The 15998-nt window shown below is 66.0% G+C and carries 18 protein-coding genes; 10 read left to right on the top strand and 8 right to left on the bottom strand.

Annotated elements, in window-relative coordinates; genetic code table 11:
- Window positions 1-409: 409 nt before the first annotated feature.
- Genes PSA7680_RS17720 through PSA7680_RS17705 form a run of 4 tightly spaced genes read right to left on the bottom strand, consistent with a single transcriptional unit; the run spans window position 410 to window position 3767 of the window.
- The gene (locus PSA7680_RS17720) at window positions 410-1153 is read right to left on the bottom strand and encodes an SDR family NAD(P)-dependent oxidoreductase (RefSeq protein WP_085870009.1); all 744 of its coding nucleotides are present in this window, start codon (window positions 1151-1153) and stop codon (window positions 410-412) included.
- Window positions 1140-1697 carry a DUF3833 domain-containing protein gene (locus tag PSA7680_RS17715; RefSeq protein ID WP_085870008.1) on the bottom strand — a complete coding sequence of 186 codons (558 nt, stop codon included), beginning with the start codon at window positions 1695-1697 and terminating at the stop codon, window positions 1140-1142. The genes PSA7680_RS17720 and PSA7680_RS17715 overlap by 14 nt, the downstream gene beginning before the upstream one ends.
- A gap of 28 nt (window positions 1698-1725) precedes the next feature.
- Window positions 1726-2481 carry a DUF1365 domain-containing protein gene (locus PSA7680_RS17710; protein WP_085870007.1) on the bottom strand — a complete coding sequence of 252 codons (756 nt, stop codon included), beginning with the start codon at window positions 2479-2481 and terminating at the stop codon, window positions 1726-1728.
- Window positions 2478-3767, bottom strand: coding sequence for an NAD(P)/FAD-dependent oxidoreductase (locus PSA7680_RS17705; protein ID WP_085870006.1), 1290 nt, complete (start codon window positions 3765-3767; stop codon window positions 2478-2480). The genes PSA7680_RS17710 and PSA7680_RS17705 overlap by 4 nt, the downstream gene beginning before the upstream one ends.
- 302 nt (window positions 3768-4069) lie before the next feature.
- Here PSA7680_RS17705 and PSA7680_RS17700 point away from each other — a divergent pair, with 302 nt between their 5' ends.
- The gene (locus PSA7680_RS17700; protein WP_139838716.1) at window positions 4070-4585 is read left to right on the top strand and encodes a sigma-70 family RNA polymerase sigma factor; all 516 of its coding nucleotides are present in this window, start codon (window positions 4070-4072) and stop codon (window positions 4583-4585) included.
- A gap of 4 nt (window positions 4586-4589) precedes the next feature.
- Window positions 4590-5231, top strand: a complete 642-nt coding sequence (locus PSA7680_RS17695) for a ChrR family anti-sigma-E factor (RefSeq protein WP_085870004.1) — start codon at window positions 4590-4592, stop codon at window positions 5229-5231.
- A gap of 33 nt (window positions 5232-5264) precedes the next feature.
- Here PSA7680_RS17695 and PSA7680_RS17690 read toward each other — a convergent pair whose 3' ends face one another.
- Window positions 5265-6422, bottom strand: a complete 1158-nt coding sequence (locus PSA7680_RS17690; protein WP_085870003.1) for an AI-2E family transporter — start codon at window positions 6420-6422, stop codon at window positions 5265-5267.
- Between the two features lie 81 nt (window positions 6423-6503).
- Entirely contained in the window at window positions 6504-7601 is a 1098-nt protein-coding gene (ychF, locus tag PSA7680_RS17685; RefSeq protein WP_085870002.1) for a redox-regulated ATPase YchF, read from the bottom strand.
- Window positions 7602-7711: 110 nt separating this feature from the next.
- Here ychF and PSA7680_RS17680 point away from each other — a divergent pair, with 110 nt between their 5' ends.
- The 4 genes from PSA7680_RS17680 to PSA7680_RS17665 all read left to right on the top strand — a co-directional run bounded on the left by PSA7680_RS17680 (window position 7712) and on the right by PSA7680_RS17665 (window position 11111).
- Entirely contained in the window at window positions 7712-8140 is a 429-nt protein-coding gene (locus tag PSA7680_RS17680) for a VOC family protein (protein ID WP_085870001.1), read from the top strand.
- A gap of 87 nt (window positions 8141-8227) precedes the next feature.
- Complete coding sequence (gene trpA / locus PSA7680_RS17675) at window positions 8228-9019, top strand: tryptophan synthase subunit alpha (RefSeq protein WP_085870000.1); 792 nt, start codon at window positions 8228-8230, stop codon at window positions 9017-9019.
- 159 nt (window positions 9020-9178) lie between these two features.
- A complete protein-coding gene (locus tag PSA7680_RS17670; protein ID WP_139838715.1) occupies window positions 9179-9856 on the top strand; it encodes a hypothetical protein in 678 nt (225 codons plus the stop codon).
- Between the two features lie 91 nt (window positions 9857-9947).
- Window positions 9948-11111, top strand: a complete 1164-nt coding sequence (locus tag PSA7680_RS17665) for an alpha-hydroxy acid oxidase (RefSeq protein ID WP_085869998.1) — start codon at window positions 9948-9950, stop codon at window positions 11109-11111.
- Window positions 11112-11207: 96 nt separating this feature from the next.
- Here the strand turns inward: PSA7680_RS17665 and PSA7680_RS17660 are convergent, their stop codons facing one another.
- Window positions 11208-12374, bottom strand: a complete 1167-nt coding sequence (locus tag PSA7680_RS17660; protein WP_085869997.1) for an MFS transporter — start codon at window positions 12372-12374, stop codon at window positions 11208-11210.
- A gap of 250 nt (window positions 12375-12624) precedes the next feature.
- Between PSA7680_RS17660 and PSA7680_RS17655 the strand changes: the two genes are divergently transcribed.
- From PSA7680_RS17655 to PSA7680_RS17640, 4 genes are all read left to right on the top strand, one after another.
- The gene (locus PSA7680_RS17655) at window positions 12625-13266 is read left to right on the top strand and encodes a 50S ribosomal protein L25/general stress protein Ctc (RefSeq protein WP_085869996.1); all 642 of its coding nucleotides are present in this window, start codon (window positions 12625-12627) and stop codon (window positions 13264-13266) included.
- Between the two features lie 159 nt (window positions 13267-13425).
- Window positions 13426-14133: an aminoacyl-tRNA hydrolase gene (gene pth, locus PSA7680_RS17650; RefSeq protein WP_085869995.1), complete on the top strand. Its 708-nt coding sequence runs from the start codon at window positions 13426-13428 to the stop codon at window positions 14131-14133.
- A 70-nt stretch (window positions 14134-14203) separates the two neighbouring features.
- Window positions 14204-15367: a serine hydrolase domain-containing protein gene (locus tag PSA7680_RS17645; protein WP_085869994.1), complete on the top strand. Its 1164-nt coding sequence runs from the start codon at window positions 14204-14206 to the stop codon at window positions 15365-15367.
- Window positions 15368-15438: 71 nt separating this feature from the next.
- Window positions 15439-15810, top strand: coding sequence for a DUF2237 family protein (locus PSA7680_RS17640; RefSeq protein WP_085870010.1), 372 nt, complete (start codon window positions 15439-15441; stop codon window positions 15808-15810).
- On the opposite strand, the gene PSA7680_RS17635 is transcribed toward PSA7680_RS17640, so the two are convergent.
- The coding region (locus PSA7680_RS17635) for a transposase (protein ID WP_217808310.1) at window positions 15807-15998 on the bottom strand (192 nt) is incomplete at its 5' end. The genes PSA7680_RS17640 and PSA7680_RS17635 overlap by 4 nt on opposite strands.

The raw sequence follows: 15998 nt of genomic DNA, 5'->3' as shown, positions 1-15998 counted from the left end.
GAAGCTGTTCATCTCATCATCGAACCCCCGAAAGAGCCCTAGAGACCAGATATGCAAAACGTCGATCCGTCGATACAGACCAAACCGCCCGCATATCTCTTCAAGTCACCAATAATGTCAAAGAGCGAACCCAGCTCGGACCAAAACAATCTAGATGCGCCCTAATTGGTACGGCGCGTCCAGCCTGCTATCTTCCTGTGCTCGGCCACCTCGTTAACCGCTCGCTGCGGCCCGTCTGATGTCCCGTCAGCGCCTCAGCGCCGCCGGTGAGGGGCTATTTACGGATGGGTGCGGAGAGTCGCAAGAGGGAAAACGACAAAAATGTAAAAAAGGGCGATTTTTTTTGCCCGCCCCTCCCGAAGCCGCCGTTTTCAAGGGCGGATGAGGTATGGCGCCCCCGTTGCGGGCCTCAGCGCACCGGCATGAGCTTGTAGAACAGCCGCGCCGGAAGGAATCGCCCGAGGCGGAAGACCAGGGAAAAGGCAAAGGGGAAGCTCGTCTGGAATCGCCCGCTGCGCAGGGCGCGCATCACGTGGTCTGCCGCCTCCTCCGGCGTCATCAGCCCCGGCATGTTGAAGCTGTTCTTCTCCGTCAGCCGCGTCTGGATGAAGCCGGGGTGCACAAGCTGCACGCCCACGCCCGTTCCGCGCAAATCGGCATAGAGCGTTTCTCCGAGGCTCATCAGCGCCGCCTTGCTGGCACTGTAGCCGACGGCGCCGGGAAGCCCCCGGAAGCCGGCGAGCGAACCGACGAGCACGATGCGGCCGGACTTGCGGCCCAGGAAGGCGGGCAGGATTCCGTGCACGATGCGCAGGGCGCCGGCGTAGTTGACGTCCATGATGCGCTCGGCGGTTTCCAGATCGAAGTCCCGTGCCGTCATCGGGTCATAGGCGCCGGCGCAGTAGATCACCGCGTCGACATGGCCCACGTCCGCACAGGCCGCAGCCACGGAGACCGGATCGGTCACGTCCATCGGCAGCGCGGCCGCGCCCGGCAGGCCGCCCGTGAGCGCCACCAGGCGCTCGGCGTTGCGGGCCGAGAGCACCAGTTCCGCGCCGGCGTCCGCGAGGCTTTGCGCCAGCGCACGCCCCAAGCCCTCGCTGGCCCCGACGATCCAGTAGCGCTTGCCGGTGAAAAGATCACGCGGCGGCATTTTGCCCTCGCATCGTGGCAATGAGTTCGGCGACCTTGATGCCGGCCTTGCGCATCTCGGACTTGTTCATGATCGCGCCGTTTTCCATCAGATACATCCAGTCCGTCACGTCCAGCACGTGGCCACCGGCATCTTCCTTGAGGCGGATCCGGTAGGTCATGCGGACCGTCGCCCCTTCCATCCGGCCGTGGGCCTTTCCGATGATGTCGTCCGCTTCCGCGGTGAAGGTGCCGTCGTTGCCCATGGTCAGATGCCAGGCCCGGTTCTGCACGTCGCCGGAGGAGTAGTGGAAGCGCTCCGTCAGGATGCCGCGGCTGCCCTCCCAGCTGCCCTCCATCTCGGCCACGAAGCGGGAGACGGCGCGCCCGGTGGGCCCGAAGATCACGCCTTCGGACTGGATCGGGCCGCTCAGGTGCGTCCGGATGTCGAAAGCGGGGGAGGTGCCGATGTATTGCGCGCTCTTCTGGGCGCGGAAACTCAGGAAATAGCTGCGCGCGGCGATGAGCGCGAGCACCAGAAACAGGGTCAGGGCGATCAGGGACATGGCATTGCCTCATTGGAGTTCGAAGACATCAGGACACCTCGCGCGCCGGCGGCGGGACAGCGCGCCGGTAGGTGGCGCCGCGCAGGCGCAGGCGAAGGGCCTGACGGTAGATCAGGAAGACGGTGCGCAGGGCCCCCAGCGGGCGGCGCAGCAGCAGGGCGTGCGCCAGCCCGGCACTCGTCAGGGGGCGGGTCTTTCCGGTCAGGGTCGCCACGACCCCTTCCTTTCCGTTTTCGAGCGTGATGCGGATCGCGATTTCTCCGGGCTCGATGCGGAAGCGGAACACGTAGTGGCCGGCGATCTCCTGGAAGGGAGATACGTAGAAGATCTTCTCGGCCTCGATCACGTTGGCCGGGGTGATCGGGCGCAGATCGGGGTTGGCGCAGAAGTAGCAGTGGCGGCCGCCGAAAGTGTTGTTGACCTCGGCGATCACGGCCAGGAGCGCCCCGTCACGCTGCGCCAGCCAGAAGCTGACCGGGTTGAAGGTGTAGCCTAGGCAGCGTGGCTGGGTGAGCAGGCGCAGATCGTAGCTGCCCGCGGCAAGCCCGCGCTCCGCGAACACGCGCCGCGCCCAGGCCGCCCCCTCCCCGGCGCCGCGCGCGCCGCCGTGATCGGCGTCATGCACGGAGGCGAGATTGAAACGGTTGCGCGAGAAGAGCGCGCCGCGTGCCGGGGCGTCGGGATCGATCAGCAGGAAATCGACCCCGTAGCGAAAGGCATTGGCGATGCCGCCGCGGCGGGCATGACAGGTTTCCCCGGCGATATGGAGCGGCGCGAAGCTCATGCCGCGATCTGCTCGGCACGGTCGATGCGCTCGGCGACGGCGACGGCGCTCGCGAAACCGTCCTCATGGAAGCCGTGGCGCAGGTAGGCGCCCGCGAACCAGGTGTTGTTCTCGCCCTGAATCGCCTGCACGGCGGATTGCGCGCGGATCGCGGCCCGGTCGAACACCGGGTGGCGGAAGGTCTTTTCGTCGTAGATCAGGTGTTCACGGACCGGGCGGCGCGGGTTCAGGGTGACGAAGAGCGGATCGCTTTCGGGGATCTGTTGCAGCCGGTTCATCCAGTAGCTCACCCCCACGGCGCTGCCCTCGTCGGTGGACTCGGCCTTGTAGACCCAGCTGGACCAGGCATCGCGCCGGCGCGGCATCTGCTGCTCATCGCAATGCAGCACCATGTGGTTGTCCTGGTAGGTGAGCGCCCCGAGCGCGGCCTGTTCGGCCGGAGTCGGCTGCTCCAGCAGGCGCAGGGCGTCGTCGGAATGGCAGGCCATGATGACCTCGTCGAAGGCTTCCGCCGCACCGTCCACCGGCTTCACGACCACGCCGGCACCCGTGCGGCGCACGCCGGAGATCGGGGTAGCGGTGCGCAGAGACGCGCCTTCGGCTTCGAGCCGCGCGGCCAACCGGCTCACGTAGGAGATGCTGCCCCCCTGCACCGTCCACCACTGGTGCTGGTTCCTGTGGCTCAGCAGCGCGTGGTTCTTGAAGAACTGCACGAGGGTGCGCGCCGGAAAGGAGCGGATCATCTCCGGCGGGGTGGACCAGATGGCCCCGCAGATGGGCGTCAGATAGTAGCGCTGGAACCACTCGCCGAGGTGCAGATCGCGCATCAGGTCGTCGATCGTCACGTCGTCGGACTGCGCCGCGGCCTCCGCCCGTTCGTTGAAGCGCAGGATATCGCGGACCATGCGCCAGAAGGCCGGGCGCAGGGCGTTGCTCCGCTGCGCCAGCAGCGAACGCGGAGTGCGCAGGCCATATTCGATACGCCCGTCATCCACGGAGGCGCCGAAGCTCATGTCACTCTTGATCACCGGCACGTCCAGATCTTCGAACATGGCGGTGAGATGCGGATAGGTCGCGTAGTTGAAGACGATGAAGCCTGTGTCCACGGGCTGATCCCCGTTCCGGCCGGCGATCACCGTGCGCGCATGCCCGCCGAGCCGGGGTGCGGCCTCGAACAGCGTGACATCGTGGCGAGGGGCCAGGAGATAAGCGGCCGCGAGGCCGGAGATTCCCCCGCCGACGATGGCAATGCGTTTGCGGGGCGAGATCGGAGCATCGAAAGACATGAACGTACCTGTGTTGTTGTGCAGAGGTTACGGCCTCAGCCCCTCTTTGGATCACCCTGCGGCCGAAAACTTCCGCGCGGCGACGGGCGGCAACACCCTGCGATACTTTTTTCTCGTTTCTTGGTGATCCACTTGGTCCGTGCCTGCGTAATCGGTTTATGGTTGCCTTGAGCGAAGATCTGAAAACGCCCAAGCCCGCGCTGTCGCGCGCGGCCCGGCGTGCTTCGGACTCGAATGCAGGAGGCACCACGCTGACAGACCGCAGCGCAGAAGACCGCGAGTATACGGAGCAGACGCTCTGGATGCTCGCCGTGAGAGACAAACGTGACAAGGCCGCCTTCGGGTGCCTGTTCGATTTCTATGCACCGCGTCTGAAGGCGATGATCCTGCGCAACGGGATCAGCGGCAGCCACGCGGAGGACATCGTCCAGGACGTGCTGCTGACGGTCTGGAACAAGGCCGGCCAGTTCGACCCGCAGCGCGCGGGCGTCTCCGGCTGGATCTACCAGATCGCGCGAAATCGCCAGATCGATCTGGCCCGGAAATACAACCGCCCCGTCCCCGAAGAACTGCGGACGGAGGACCGAACCGAGGAAGAAGCGGGGCAGATCCTTGCCCTTGAACAGGAAACACAGAAGCTGAAGCGCGCCCTGGCCGCCCTCCCTGAGGAACAGAGGGAGATGGTCGAAAAGGCCTACCTGGGCGAGCTGACCCATTCCGACATCCGGAACATGACGGGCCTTCCACTGGGCACGATCAAATCCCGGATCAGGCTGGGGCTGGACCGGCTTCGCAACGAGCTGAAAGACCTGCGTTGAGACCATGTCGGACGTAAAACATCATATCGCGGACGATCTGCTGGCGGCCTATGTCTCCGGCGCGCTGCCGCACCCCTATGCGATCGTGGTCGCGAGCCACATCTCCATGTGCGACGAATGCCGCGTGCGCCACGAGGCACAGCTCGCGGTGGGCGGCTCCGTGCTTGAAACACTGGAAACCACCGAGATTACGGCGGACATGAAGGCCCGCGTCATGGACCTGCTGGACGACACCCCGGCCAAGCCCGCCATCCGTGTTCCGCGGCGCCAGGGCATCTATCCAGGCCCCGTGGTCGAAGCGCTCAAGGGCGGGCAGCCGAAGTGGCGTTCTCTCGGCATGGGCGTGAAGCAATCCATCCTCTTTGCCGGCGAAGAGGGCAGCGTCCGGCTGCTCTACATTCCGGGCGGCCAGGCCGTGCCGGAGCACGGGCACAACGGGCTGGAGATGACCCTCGTTCTTCAGGGTGCCTTTTCCGACGAAGGCGGGCGGTATGGCGTCGGCGACGTCGAGGTGACGGACGAGCACGTCGATCACGTGCCCACCGCCGAGCCCGGCCCGGCCTGCATCTGCCTTGCGGCCACCGATGCGCCGCTGCGGTTCAAGGGCTTCGTGCCGCGGCTGCTGCAACCCGTCTTCGGGATCTGACGCGAAGCGGGCCCGCGAAGCGCGCTCAGCCGCTCACCCCTGATCAGAAGCCGCCGCGGGTTCGCTCTCGCTGGCGGCTTCTTCGTATCCGACGACCTCCGCCAGCGTCGTCCAGATCGCCACGAAGAGCCCGGCCAGCACCGGGCCGAGCACCAGCCCCACCGCGCCAAAGGTCACCAGCCCGCCCAGCGTGCTGACGAGAATCAGGATGTCATGCATCTTCGCGTCCCGCCCCACGAGGGCCGGGCGCAGCAGGTTGTCCACCGTGCCCACCACGCCGGCGCCCCAGATCCCGAGGCCCACGGCGGCCCCCGTGGCCCCGGTGGCGAGCAGGTAGATCACGCCGAAGAAGATGATCAGCGTCGGGCCTATACCCGGTACGACGGAGAACACCGCCATCACCACGGCCCAGAAGGCGGCCCCCTCGATCCCGGCCACCCAGAAGCCGAGCCCGCCCAGCGCGCCCTGCACCACCCCGATCAGCAGGGTGCCCTTCACCGTGGCCCGGCTGACGGACACCACCCGCTCCCACAGCAGCGCCTGCACGTCCGGGCGCAGGCCGGTATAGGCCAGCAGCACCCGCGCTATGGGGGTTTTCATCTGCAGGAAGAAGAACATCGCGTAGAGGTAGATGAAGCCGGACAGCACGAAACTCGCGGTGCTGCGCGTCACCGCCGAGATGGACGAGACGAGGAAGCCGGTGACGGCGGAGGCGATGCTGGCCGCGGCATCGCGCAGGCGTGGCAGGATCTCGTTCATCGTATCCGGGGCGATGACCCATCCGGGCAGCCAGTCCGGCAGGGTGACGGCCTGCGGATCGGCCGCCACCTCGTTGAGCAGCCGCACCACCGAGCTCGCCACGCCGGCCGCCTGCTGCGAGGCCATGGCGATGATCCCGAGCAGCGGCAGCAGGATGATCACCGCGACGATCAGCATCGTCACCGTGCTGGCCAGCATCCGCCGCCCCTTCAACAGGGCGTTCGTGCGCTCGAACAGCGGCGCCGCCAGCGCGGCGCTGATCGCGGCCATCACCAGCGCGATCAGGAAGGGCCGCACCATGTTGAGGAAACCGGCGGTGATCAGCAGCGTGATGACGATCAGCGTCAGCCAGCGCAACGCGTTTACCGTCTGCGGGAAATGCGCCCGGACGGCCTCCGGGCTCCTGTCGTCTTCGGTCATCTTCGCGCTCATCCGGTGAAGCTTTTCCCGGACGCTAGCGCATCACCGCCGCGATGGCCCGCCTTTTCTGGCGCGATCGCGGCGCGATGGGGATCAGGCATTGAACAGGAAGTGGATCACGTCGCCGTCGGCGACGACGTAGGTCTTGCCCTCGGCGCGCATCTTGCCCGCGTCCCGCGCGGCCTGCTCGCCGCCGAGCGTGACGTAATCGTCGTAGGCGATGGTTTCGGCGCGGATGAAGCCGCGTTCGAAATCGCCGTGGATGACGCCGGCGGCCTGGGGCGCCAGCGCGCCCTTGCGGATCGTCCAAGCCCGCGCCTCCTTGGGGCCGACGGTGAAATAGGTCTGGAGGTTCAGAAGCTGGTAGCCGGCGCGGATCAGACGATCGAGCCCGGCTTCCTCGAGCCCCATCTCGGAGAGGAACATCTCGGCCTCTTCCGCGTCGAGCTGGCTGATCTCCTCCTCGATCTGGGCGGAGATGATCACATGGGCCGCGCCCTGCGCCTCGGCCATGGCCTGCACCTTGGCCGAATGTTCGTTGCCGGTGGCGGCCGAGGCTTCGTCCACGTTGCAGACGTAGAGGATCGGCTTGGTTGTGAGCAGCTGGAGGTTCTTCCAGGCCTTGGCGTCCTCGGCGTCCACTTCCACGGTGCGGGCGGGGCGGCCGTCTTCGAGGGCCGCCATCGCCGCCTTCAGCAAGCGCTCCTGCTGCACGGCTTCCTTGTCGCCACCGCGCACCTTGCGGGTGATGTTCTGCAGGCGCTTCTCGATGCTCTCCATGTCGGCCAGCATCAGTTCGGTCTCGATCGTCTCCGCATCGGCCACCGGATCGACGCGGCCGTCCACGTGGGTCACGTCGCCATCCTCGAAGCAGCGCAGCACGTGGGCGATGGCGTCCACCTCGCGGATGTTGGCCAGGAACTGGTTGCCAAGCCCCTCGCCCTTGGAAGCGCCTTTGACGAGGCCGGCGATGTCCACGAAGGTCATGCGGGCGGGGATGATCTGCCTGGAGCCCGCGATCTCGGCCAGCTTGTCGAGCCGGGCATCGGGCACGGCCACGTCACCGACGTTGGGCTCGATGGTGCAGAAGGGGAAGTTCGCGGCCTGGGCGGCTGCGGTCTTGGTCAGCGCGTTGAAGAGCGTGGATTTGCCCACGTTCGGCAAGCCGACGATACCCATCTTGAAGCCCATGGCCCTTGTCCTTCTCGATCGCGTGTGAAACTTCGCAGGCCTCTTAGGCCCTGAGAGGCTGCGGGGCAAGGGGGCTTGTGGTAGGCTGGACCAAGGAGAGGAGCCTTGCCATGAACCCCACACCCTACCTGACGTTTCAAGGAAACTGCGCCGAGGCGCTTGCCTTCTATGCCGATGTCTTCGGCGGCCGGATCGACATGATGTCCAAGGCCAGCGAGATGCCGCCCGACGCCCTGCCCGGCCCGCTGCCGGAGGAGAAGAAGGACTGGATCATGCACGGCGGCATCGTCTTCGACGACGGCGCGCTGTTCGGCTCCGACGACATCATGGGCGGAACGCCCCCGATGCAGGGGGTCTCCATCCACATGGATTTCGACACCGCGGCCGAGGGCGCCGCCGCCTTCGAGCGGCTCGCCGAGGGCGGAGAGGTGCAGATGCCCTACCAGGCCACCTTCTGGTCTCCCGGTTTCGGCACCCTGCGCGATCGCTTCGGGATCAACTGGATGATCAGCACCAACGAGCCGCTGCCGGAAGCCTGACACACCCGGCGCAGTTTGCGCCGGCCCCCATTGCTTTTCCGGCAAAACTTCTGCACATCGGGTCGTGCTTTGACCGAAGGACGCCCAATGACACGCATCGACGCCAAATTCGCCGAACTCGCCGCCGCAGGCCGGAAAGCCTTCGTGGCCTACGTCATGGCCGGAGATCCCGACTACGAGACCTCGCTCGAAATCGTGAAGGGGCTGCCCGGCGCCGGTGTGGACGTGATCGAGCTGGGCCTGCCCTTCACCGATCCGATGGCCGACGGCCCGACGATCCAGCTGGCCGGCCAGCGCGCGCTGGATGGCGGCATGACGCTTCAGAAGACGCTGGATCTGGCCACCGAGTTCCGCAAGACCGACACGACGACCCCGATCGTGCTGATGGGCTACTACAACCCGATCTACAGCCGCGGCGTCGCCCGGTTCCTCGAAGACGCCAAGGCCGCCGGGATCGACGGGCTGATCGTGGTGGATCTGCCGCCCGAGGAGGACTCCGAGCTCTGCATTCCCGCACAGGAAGCCGGGCTCAACTTCATCCGCCTCGCCACGCCCACCACCGATGACCGCCGCCTGCCCAAGGTGCTGCAGAACACCTCGGGCTTCGTCTACTACGTGTCGATCACCGGCATCACCGGCGCCGCGGAAGCCGAGGCAGCGGACGTGGCCCCCGAAGTGGCCCGCATCAAATCCGCGGCCAACCTGCCCGTGATCGTCGGCTTCGGGGTGAACACCCCCGAGAAGGCCAAGGCCATCGCCGGCGTCGCCGACGGCACCGTGGTCGGCTCGGCCATCGTCAAGCAGATCGGCGAAGGCAAATCGCCGGCCGAGGTGCTGGCCTTCGTCAAGACGCTTGCGGACGGCGCCCACAGCGCCTGACATTTTCAGAAACGGGGCGCCGCGATAGCCGTGTGCGCCCTTTTCAACCGGGCAATGGACGCCTAGCGTTGGGGCACCCAGTCTCAACCGGTCTTCGAAATGCCCATTCCCACGAAATTCATTCTGCTCAGCAACGCGCGGTCCGGAACCTCGCTGGTCATGAGCACGCTCAATTCGCATCCTGACATCTGCTGCCACGGGGAAATCTTCCACCCAAAGCCCCGCTTCCACTTTCGCGAGATCTGGTCCGATCATCATGATCCGGCGGATTTCGAAGGCGCGCCGCTCTCTCTCGCCAGGGCCGTGCTCGACGATCCACGCACCGCAGAGCGCTTTGCCGTCGTCGGCTTCAAGATGTGGAAGGCACAGGCCCCCGGCGCCTGCAAGGCGCTCTGCCGCGATGCGGCCCTGCGCAAGATCATCCTCGAACGGAAGAACAAGCTCGCCACCTTCTCTTCCGGCATGCTTGCCAAACAGACCGGCGTCTGGAACCTATCCGGCGACCGCAAGGCCGTGGCGATCAAGGCGGAGAAACTTCCGTTCAATGCCGAGCGGTTCCGCAAATACGTCCAGACGCAGCGGGAGGTTTTCGACTTCTACGAAAGGCACGTCGAGGGTGCGGTGCTGCGCGTCTCCTACGAAGAACTGAACCGTGAGGCCTTCGACGGAATTTTGGCGTTCCTCGGCGTTGAAAGCGCCGAACTGACGGAAGGCAAGAAGAAGCTGCACTCCTCCGACATCCTGAACCGCTTCTCGGAAGATCGGCACCCCGAAATCCTTCGAACACTGGATGAACTCGGACACCCGGAATGGGTCAAGGAGGCGCCCGCCACCTAGCTCCCTCACCCGGCTTCGCGTTTCCTCTTGCGACAAACGCGCGATATTGGTAACAAGTTTTTACCAATATCGCCCTTTCAGGACATGCACCATGACCGTGATCACCGAGATCGAAGACCTGCGCCGCATCTACAAGCGGCGCGTTCCGAAGATGTTCTACGACTATGCGGAAACCGGAAGCTGGACCCAGCAGACATTCCGCGAGAACACCACCGATTTCGCGAAGATCCGCCTGCGCCAGCGCATCGCGAAGGACATGGCCGGCCGGTCCACCCGCTGCAGGATGCTGGGCGAGGAATGGGCCATGCCCGTCGCCCTGGCCCCGGTGGGGCTCTGCGGGATGCAGCACGCCGACGGCGAGATCAAGGCGGCGCGCGCGGCCGAGAAGTTCGGCGTGCCTTTCACCCTTTCCACCATGTCGATCTGCTCGATCGAGGACGTGGCCGAGCACACCGAGAAGCCGTTCTGGTTCCAGGTCTACACCCTGAAGGACGATGATTTCATGCGCCGCCTCATCGCGCGGGCCAAGGATGCGAAATGCTCCGCCATCGTGATCACGGTGGATCTCCAGGTCATGGGCCAGCGCCACAAGGATCTGAAGAACGGCCTCTCCGCACCGCCCAAGCCCACCCCGGCCGCCATTCTCGACGTGATGACGAAATGGCGTTGGGCGCTCGGTATGGCCCAGACGAAACGGCGCTTCTTCGGCAATATCGTCGGCCACGCCAAGGGCGTCTCCAACGCCGCCTCGCTGTCCTCCTGGACGGCGGAAGCCTTCGACCAGTCCCTGGACTGGGAGCGGATCAAGGAACTGCGCGACATGTGGGACGGCCCGGTGATCCTCAAGGGCATCCTCGACGCCGAAGATGCCAAGCAGGCGCTGAACGTCGGCGCGGATGCCATCGTCGTCTCCAACCACGGCGGCCGCCAGCTGGACGGCGCCCTTTCCTCGATCCGGGCGCTGCCCTCGATCATGGACGCCGTGGGCGACAAGATGGAAGTGCATTTCGACAGCGGCATCCGGTCCGGGCAGGACGTGCTCAAGGCCCGCGCGCTCGGCGCGACGGGCACCATGATCGGGCGCGCGTTCGTCTATGGCCTCGGCGCCATGGGTGAGGAAGGCGTCACCAAGGCGCTGGAGGTGATCCACAAGGAACTGGACACCTCGATGGCCCTCTGCGGCAAGCGCGACATCAACGACGTGGACCGCGACATCCTGCTGGTGCCGGAGGATTTCGAAGGGCGTTGGGCCTAAGCGCGGCGCCTGGCGCCTGCCCGGCCACGGGCGGGCGCGCGACGGGTTTCCACACAGCGGGCGCTCCACTCCCGCCGCAGAAGGGGGCAGAGCCGGTCAGGCCCCGCCCCGCACCGGCATGTTGCCCAGCTTCCAGATCGCCGGCAGGATGGTGGCCACGATCGCGCCGGCGAACAGGAACGCCACCCGCAGGCCGGCGTATTCGGAGACCAGCCCCATCAGCGTCGGGCCGGCGAAGAAGCCGATGAAACCCAGCATCCAGGCCCGCGAGATGGCCACACCGATCAGGTGTTCGGGCACCCGCTTGCCCAGCACCGAGTTGGCCGAGGGCACGATCACGGCCATGCCCAGCCCGAGGATCCCTACGCCGGCGATCACCACCTCCTTCGTCGGCGCTAGCGCGATCACCACCGCCCCGACCGCCCCCAGAAGAGCCGAGTAGAAGATCACGCGCGCCTCGCCGAGCCGTTCGGAAAAGAACTGTCCCGACAGCCGCCCGACCCCCATCATCATGCCGAGCATGAAGGGGCCATAGCCCCCCTCGCCCGCCGGAGCGCCCAGCGTGCGCTCGATGTGCAGCGCGGACCACGCCTCCGTCGCGTTCTCGCCGATGAAGGCGGCCAGCAGGATGAGGCTGGTCAGCACGACGGCCGTCCAGGGCATCGCCGCGCCCACGCCCGCTTCCTCCGTGCCCGCCCCCTCGCCATCCACGCGCCCGCGCCCGGCCCACATGATGGCGACGAGCCCGAGGCTCAGAAGCGCGAGCACCGGCAGGATCGTGCCCGGCCCGTATCCGGCCTTGCGCGCCACCCCGGTGGCCAGCGCGGTGAAGCCGAAGGCGAAGGAAAAAGCGGCGTGGTTCACGTTCATGAGGTGCAGCCTGTGGCGCGCCTCCAGCACCCCGAGCCGCATATTCGCAGAGATGTCGAGCATCGCCACGCTCATGCCGATTCCGAGGAACGCAAGCGCCAGCCCCGGCACGCTTCCGGCGAGCACGGGAAAGAAGAAAGCCGCCGCCAGTGCCACGCCGAACACCGGCAGCACGCCGCGCCCCAGCAATGCCCCGGCGCGCGGCGCGAGATACATGGAGGTGATCCCCCCGACGGCGGAGACCATCATCGCCAGGCCGAAATCCGCGTCCGAGGCATTCACCCCCGCCTTGATGTCGGGCACGAGCGCCGAGAACCCGCCCCAGAAAACACCCACGGCGGCGAGCGCGGCCATCGGCGCGCGGGAAATGGCAAGGGTCTGCCTGAATGACATGCTCTGGATCTCCGGGCTGGCGGTGCGGGCTCGAGTCGGCCTTCACGACCACCCGCTTGCGCCGCAGCCTAGGGAAGCCCGTTAGCGCTGCCAATAGCCCTTGTCCGCGCCATCCGCGAAGGCCCGCGCGGTGCCTCTGCCGGGAGGCGAGAATCGGCTTTTCTTTTTGGTCGTTCTCTTTTATACGCGCGACTTCACCGGGCCATACACCCTTGGAGGATGGCCCTCACACATACCTAGGAGAATTCCAATGGCTGGTCAGATTCCTGATCTTGAAGTCACGGTGCGCACGGGGACAGGCAAGGGGGCCGCTCGTCAAGCACGCCGTGAGGGCCTCGTGCCCGGCGTCGTCTACGGCGGCGGCGAAGATCCGCTCCCGATCAACATCCGCTACAACGTCCTCTACAAAAAACTGAAAGAGGGCCGCTTCCTCTCCACGCTCTTCAACCTGAAGATCGAGGGCAAGGAAGACGTGCGCGTGATCTGCCGCAACGTGCAGCGCGACGTGGTGAAAGACCTGCCGACGCACCTCGACCTGATGCGCCTGCGCCGCACCTCCAAGATCAACCTCTTCATCCCCGTCGAGTTCATCAACCACGCCGATTCTCCGGGTCTGAAGCGCGGTGGCGTTCTGAACGCCGTGCGCCCCGAGGTGGAACTGATCGTGACCGCCGGCGACATCCCCGAGAAGCTGGTCGTGGATCTCACCGGCCTGAACATCGGTGACACCGTGACGATCTCCGCCATCGAACTGCCGGAAGGCACCAAGCCGACGATCGACCGCGACTTCGTGATCGCCAACATCACCGCCCCCTCCGGTCTGCGTTCCGCCGACAACGAGGAAGGCGAGGCCGAAGAAGCCTCCACCGAAGAGGCCGCAGCCGAAGAATAATCTTCGCACGGTTTCTGCAAGACTTCCGAAACGCGGAAAAGGCCTGCCTTTTCCGCGTTTTTCTTTCGGGGGCCGCCCTATTGCCCGCAGGGCTCCGCCCTTGCGACAGGCCTGTCACGCCGCTAGGACAGGATCAGCATCAGACCACCGGAGCAGCCCATGCAACTCTTCGTCGGCCTTGGAAACCCGGGCGCCAAATATGCCGGCAACCGGCACAACATCGGCTTCATGGCGCTGGACCGCATCGCGGCGGACCACGGTTTCTCGCCCTGGCGCGGAAAATTCCAGGGCGCCGTGAGCGAGGGCCGTTTCGGCAGCGAGAAGGTGGTGCTGCTGAAGCCGGAAACCTTCATGAACCTCTCCGGCCAGTCCGTCGGCGAGGCCATGCGTTTCTACAAGCTGGCGCCGGAGGACGTCACCGTCTTCCACGACGAACTCGATCTCGCGCCCGGCAAGCTCAAGGTGAAGACGGGCGGCGGCCATGCCGGCCACAACGGGCTGCGCTCCATCCACCAGCACATCGGCGAGAGCTACCGGCGCGTGCGCATGGGGATCGGCCACCCCGGCCAGAAGAACCTCGTCTCGTCCTACGTGCTGCGGGATTTCGCCAAGGCCGAGCAGGAGTGGCTCGACGACCTGCTGCGCGGGATCTCCGACGGTGCAGCCGATCTCGCCGCCGGCGATCAGGCCCGCTTCATGAACGCCGTGAGCCTGCGCATGAAGCCCCCGAAGAACCAGAACCGCGCAGCCGGCGCCGCCGCGAAACCGGCGCCCGCGCCGGCGCAGGAAACGTCCGGTCCGGCGCCGGATAAGGGCTCCGAGGATTCCCGTTCGCCGCTTCAGAAACTCGTGGACAAGTTTCGCTGACGCCCTGCCGCTGCGTCATGTTTGAATGCCCCCGCCTCGGCGTGTTTCCTTCCGCCAAAGGGAGGACATCATGAGAAGATTTCTCAAGGCACTCGGCTTCGTGCTGCTGGCGCTCGCCGTGTCGGCGGCCATCATCGGCATCTGGAAACGCGAGGAAATCGCGCGGCTGCTGGCGGTGAACAGCCTCTTTTCCGAGGAGAAGATCGTTTCGAATTTCTCCCACATGGACCGCGCCTTCCTTCACGTGGAGGTGCCGCGCGGCGACGGGCCGGTGAGCGACCTGCCCCGCGGGCCCGAAGCGGCGATGCCCGAGGGCTATGACGCCTGGGTAAAGGCGCGCAACGTGACGGCCATCGTGGCCCTGAAGAACGGCGAAATCCGGCACGAAGCCTACTACCAGGGCACCACGGCGCAGGATCGGCGCATCTCCTGGAGCGTGGCGAAAAGCTACCTCTCCGCGCTGCTGGGCGTTCTGCTGGAGGAAGGAGCGATCGCCTCGATCGACGATCCGGTGATCCGTTATGCACCCTCTCTCGAAGGCACCGCCTACGAAGGGGCAACGATCCGCAACGTGCTCAACATGGCCAGCGGTGTCGTCTTCGACGAGAACTACCTCGACCCGAATTCCGACATCAACAAGATGGGCCGCGCCATCGCGCTGGGGCAATCGCTGGACGATTTCACCCGAGGCCTGACCGAGACCTTCGCAGCGGCGGGCGAACAATGGCAATACGTCTCGATCGACACCCACGTGATCGGCATGGTGATCCGGGGCGCCACCGGGCGCGGGGTGGCCGAGCTTCTCAGCGAGAAGATCATCGCGCCGCTCGGGCTGGAGGAAAGCCCCTACTACGTGACCGACGGCGAAGGCGTGGCCTTCGTGCTGGGCGGGCTGAATCAGCGGACCCGTGACTACGCGCGCTTCGGGCAGATGATCCTGCAGGACGGCGCCTACGGCGGGCGGCAAATCGTTCCGGCGGCATGGCTCGCGGCCTCCACGGCCCCCAGCGCCCCGAAGAAGACGGGCGCCATGGGCTACGGCTTCCAGTGGTGGATCCCGCCCAACGCGGAGCCCGGTGAGTTTCTCGCGCAGGGCGTCTACGGGCAATACATCTACTTCAACAAGCGCCTCGGCGTGGTGATCGCCTCGAACGCCGCCGACAGGGGCTTCCGGGAAGAGGGCGTGAGCGATGCCAACATCGCCATGTTCCGCGCCATCGCCGGCGCACTCTGATCCCACGGCGCCTTGCCTTGTCCGGCAGGGCGCCTAACCTATTGGGCACACCAGCCCTCGGGAGCCACATGATGGACAAGGACCCTTCCGTCAACATCTACGGAGAACCGCTGATCCCCTGCTCCGCGGAGCCGGTCACCGGCTTCTTCCGCGACAGCTACTGCAACACCTGCGCGCAGGATGCCGGCTCCCATACCGTCTGCGCGGTGATGACGGCGGAGTTCCTCGCCTTCTCCAAATACGTGGGCAACGATCTCTCCACGCCGCGGCCGGAGTTCGGCTTCGCGGGCCTGAAACCGGGCGATCTGTGGTGCCTCTGCGCGGGGCGCTTCCTGCAGGCCGCGCAGGAGGGCTGCGGGCCGAAGGTGAAGCTCGCCGCCACCCACCAGCGGGCGCTCGAGATCGTGCCGCTGGACGTGCTGCAGGCCCACGCCACCGACTAGGTCGTGGACTCATAATGTCTGATCCAGAGCCTTGAGCAAGCGAGGTGAAGTGCGGCGAGGAAGTTTGCTGCGGTTTTGAAGTATCGCGTTGCGATGCCGCGGAAGTGTTTGAGACGATTGAAGAACCGTTCGACCTTGTTGCGTTCGCGGTAGAGGTCTCGGTCGACGGTCCTGACCACGCGGACGTT

This window comes from Pseudoruegeria aquimaris (assembly GCF_900172235.1).
Classification (GTDB): Bacteria; Pseudomonadota; Alphaproteobacteria; order Rhodobacterales; family Rhodobacteraceae; genus Pseudoruegeria; species Pseudoruegeria aquimaris.
This window is presented reverse-complemented; position numbering and strand designations above follow the sequence as displayed.

Bases quoted from the DNA above. Each gene is read 5' to 3' on its own strand.
- PSA7680_RS17665 (WP_085869998.1), top strand. From the start codon at position 9,948: ATGACCGTGATCACCGAGATCGAAGACCTGCGCCGCATCTACAAGCGG.
- PSA7680_RS17715 (WP_085870008.1), bottom strand. From the start codon at position 1,697: ATGTCCCTGATCGCCCTGACCCTGTTTCTGGTGCTCGCGCTCATCGCC.
- PSA7680_RS17670 (WP_139838715.1), top strand. From the start codon at position 9,179: ATGAGCACGCTCAATTCGCATCCTGACATCTGCTGCCACGGGGAAATC.
- trpA (WP_085870000.1), top strand. From the start codon at position 8,228: ATGACACGCATCGACGCCAAATTCGCCGAACTCGCCGCCGCAGGCCGG.
- PSA7680_RS17705 (WP_085870006.1), bottom strand. From the start codon at position 3,767: ATGTCTTTCGATGCTCCGATCTCGCCCCGCAAACGCATTGCCATCGTC.
- PSA7680_RS17700 (WP_139838716.1), top strand. From the start codon at position 4,070: ATGCTCGCCGTGAGAGACAAACGTGACAAGGCCGCCTTCGGGTGCCTG.
- PSA7680_RS17655 (WP_085869996.1), top strand. From the start codon at position 12,625: ATGGCTGGTCAGATTCCTGATCTTGAAGTCACGGTGCGCACGGGGACA.
- PSA7680_RS17640 (WP_085870010.1), top strand. From the start codon at position 15,439: ATGGACAAGGACCCTTCCGTCAACATCTACGGAGAACCGCTGATCCCC.
- PSA7680_RS17695 (WP_085870004.1), top strand. From the start codon at position 4,590: ATGTCGGACGTAAAACATCATATCGCGGACGATCTGCTGGCGGCCTAT.
- PSA7680_RS17710 (WP_085870007.1), bottom strand. From the start codon at position 2,481: ATGAGCTTCGCGCCGCTCCATATCGCCGGGGAAACCTGTCATGCCCGC.
- PSA7680_RS17720 (WP_085870009.1), bottom strand. From the start codon at position 1,153: ATGCCGCCGCGTGATCTTTTCACCGGCAAGCGCTACTGGATCGTCGGG.
- PSA7680_RS17690 (WP_085870003.1), bottom strand. From the start codon at position 6,422: ATGAGCGCGAAGATGACCGAAGACGACAGGAGCCCGGAGGCCGTCCGG.
- pth (WP_085869995.1), top strand. From the start codon at position 13,426: ATGCAACTCTTCGTCGGCCTTGGAAACCCGGGCGCCAAATATGCCGGC.
- PSA7680_RS17645 (WP_085869994.1), top strand. From the start codon at position 14,204: ATGAGAAGATTTCTCAAGGCACTCGGCTTCGTGCTGCTGGCGCTCGCC.
- ychF (WP_085870002.1), bottom strand. From the start codon at position 7,601: ATGGGCTTCAAGATGGGTATCGTCGGCTTGCCGAACGTGGGCAAATCC.
- PSA7680_RS17680 (WP_085870001.1), top strand. From the start codon at position 7,712: ATGAACCCCACACCCTACCTGACGTTTCAAGGAAACTGCGCCGAGGCG.
- PSA7680_RS17660 (WP_085869997.1), bottom strand. From the start codon at position 12,374: ATGTCATTCAGGCAGACCCTTGCCATTTCCCGCGCGCCGATGGCCGCG.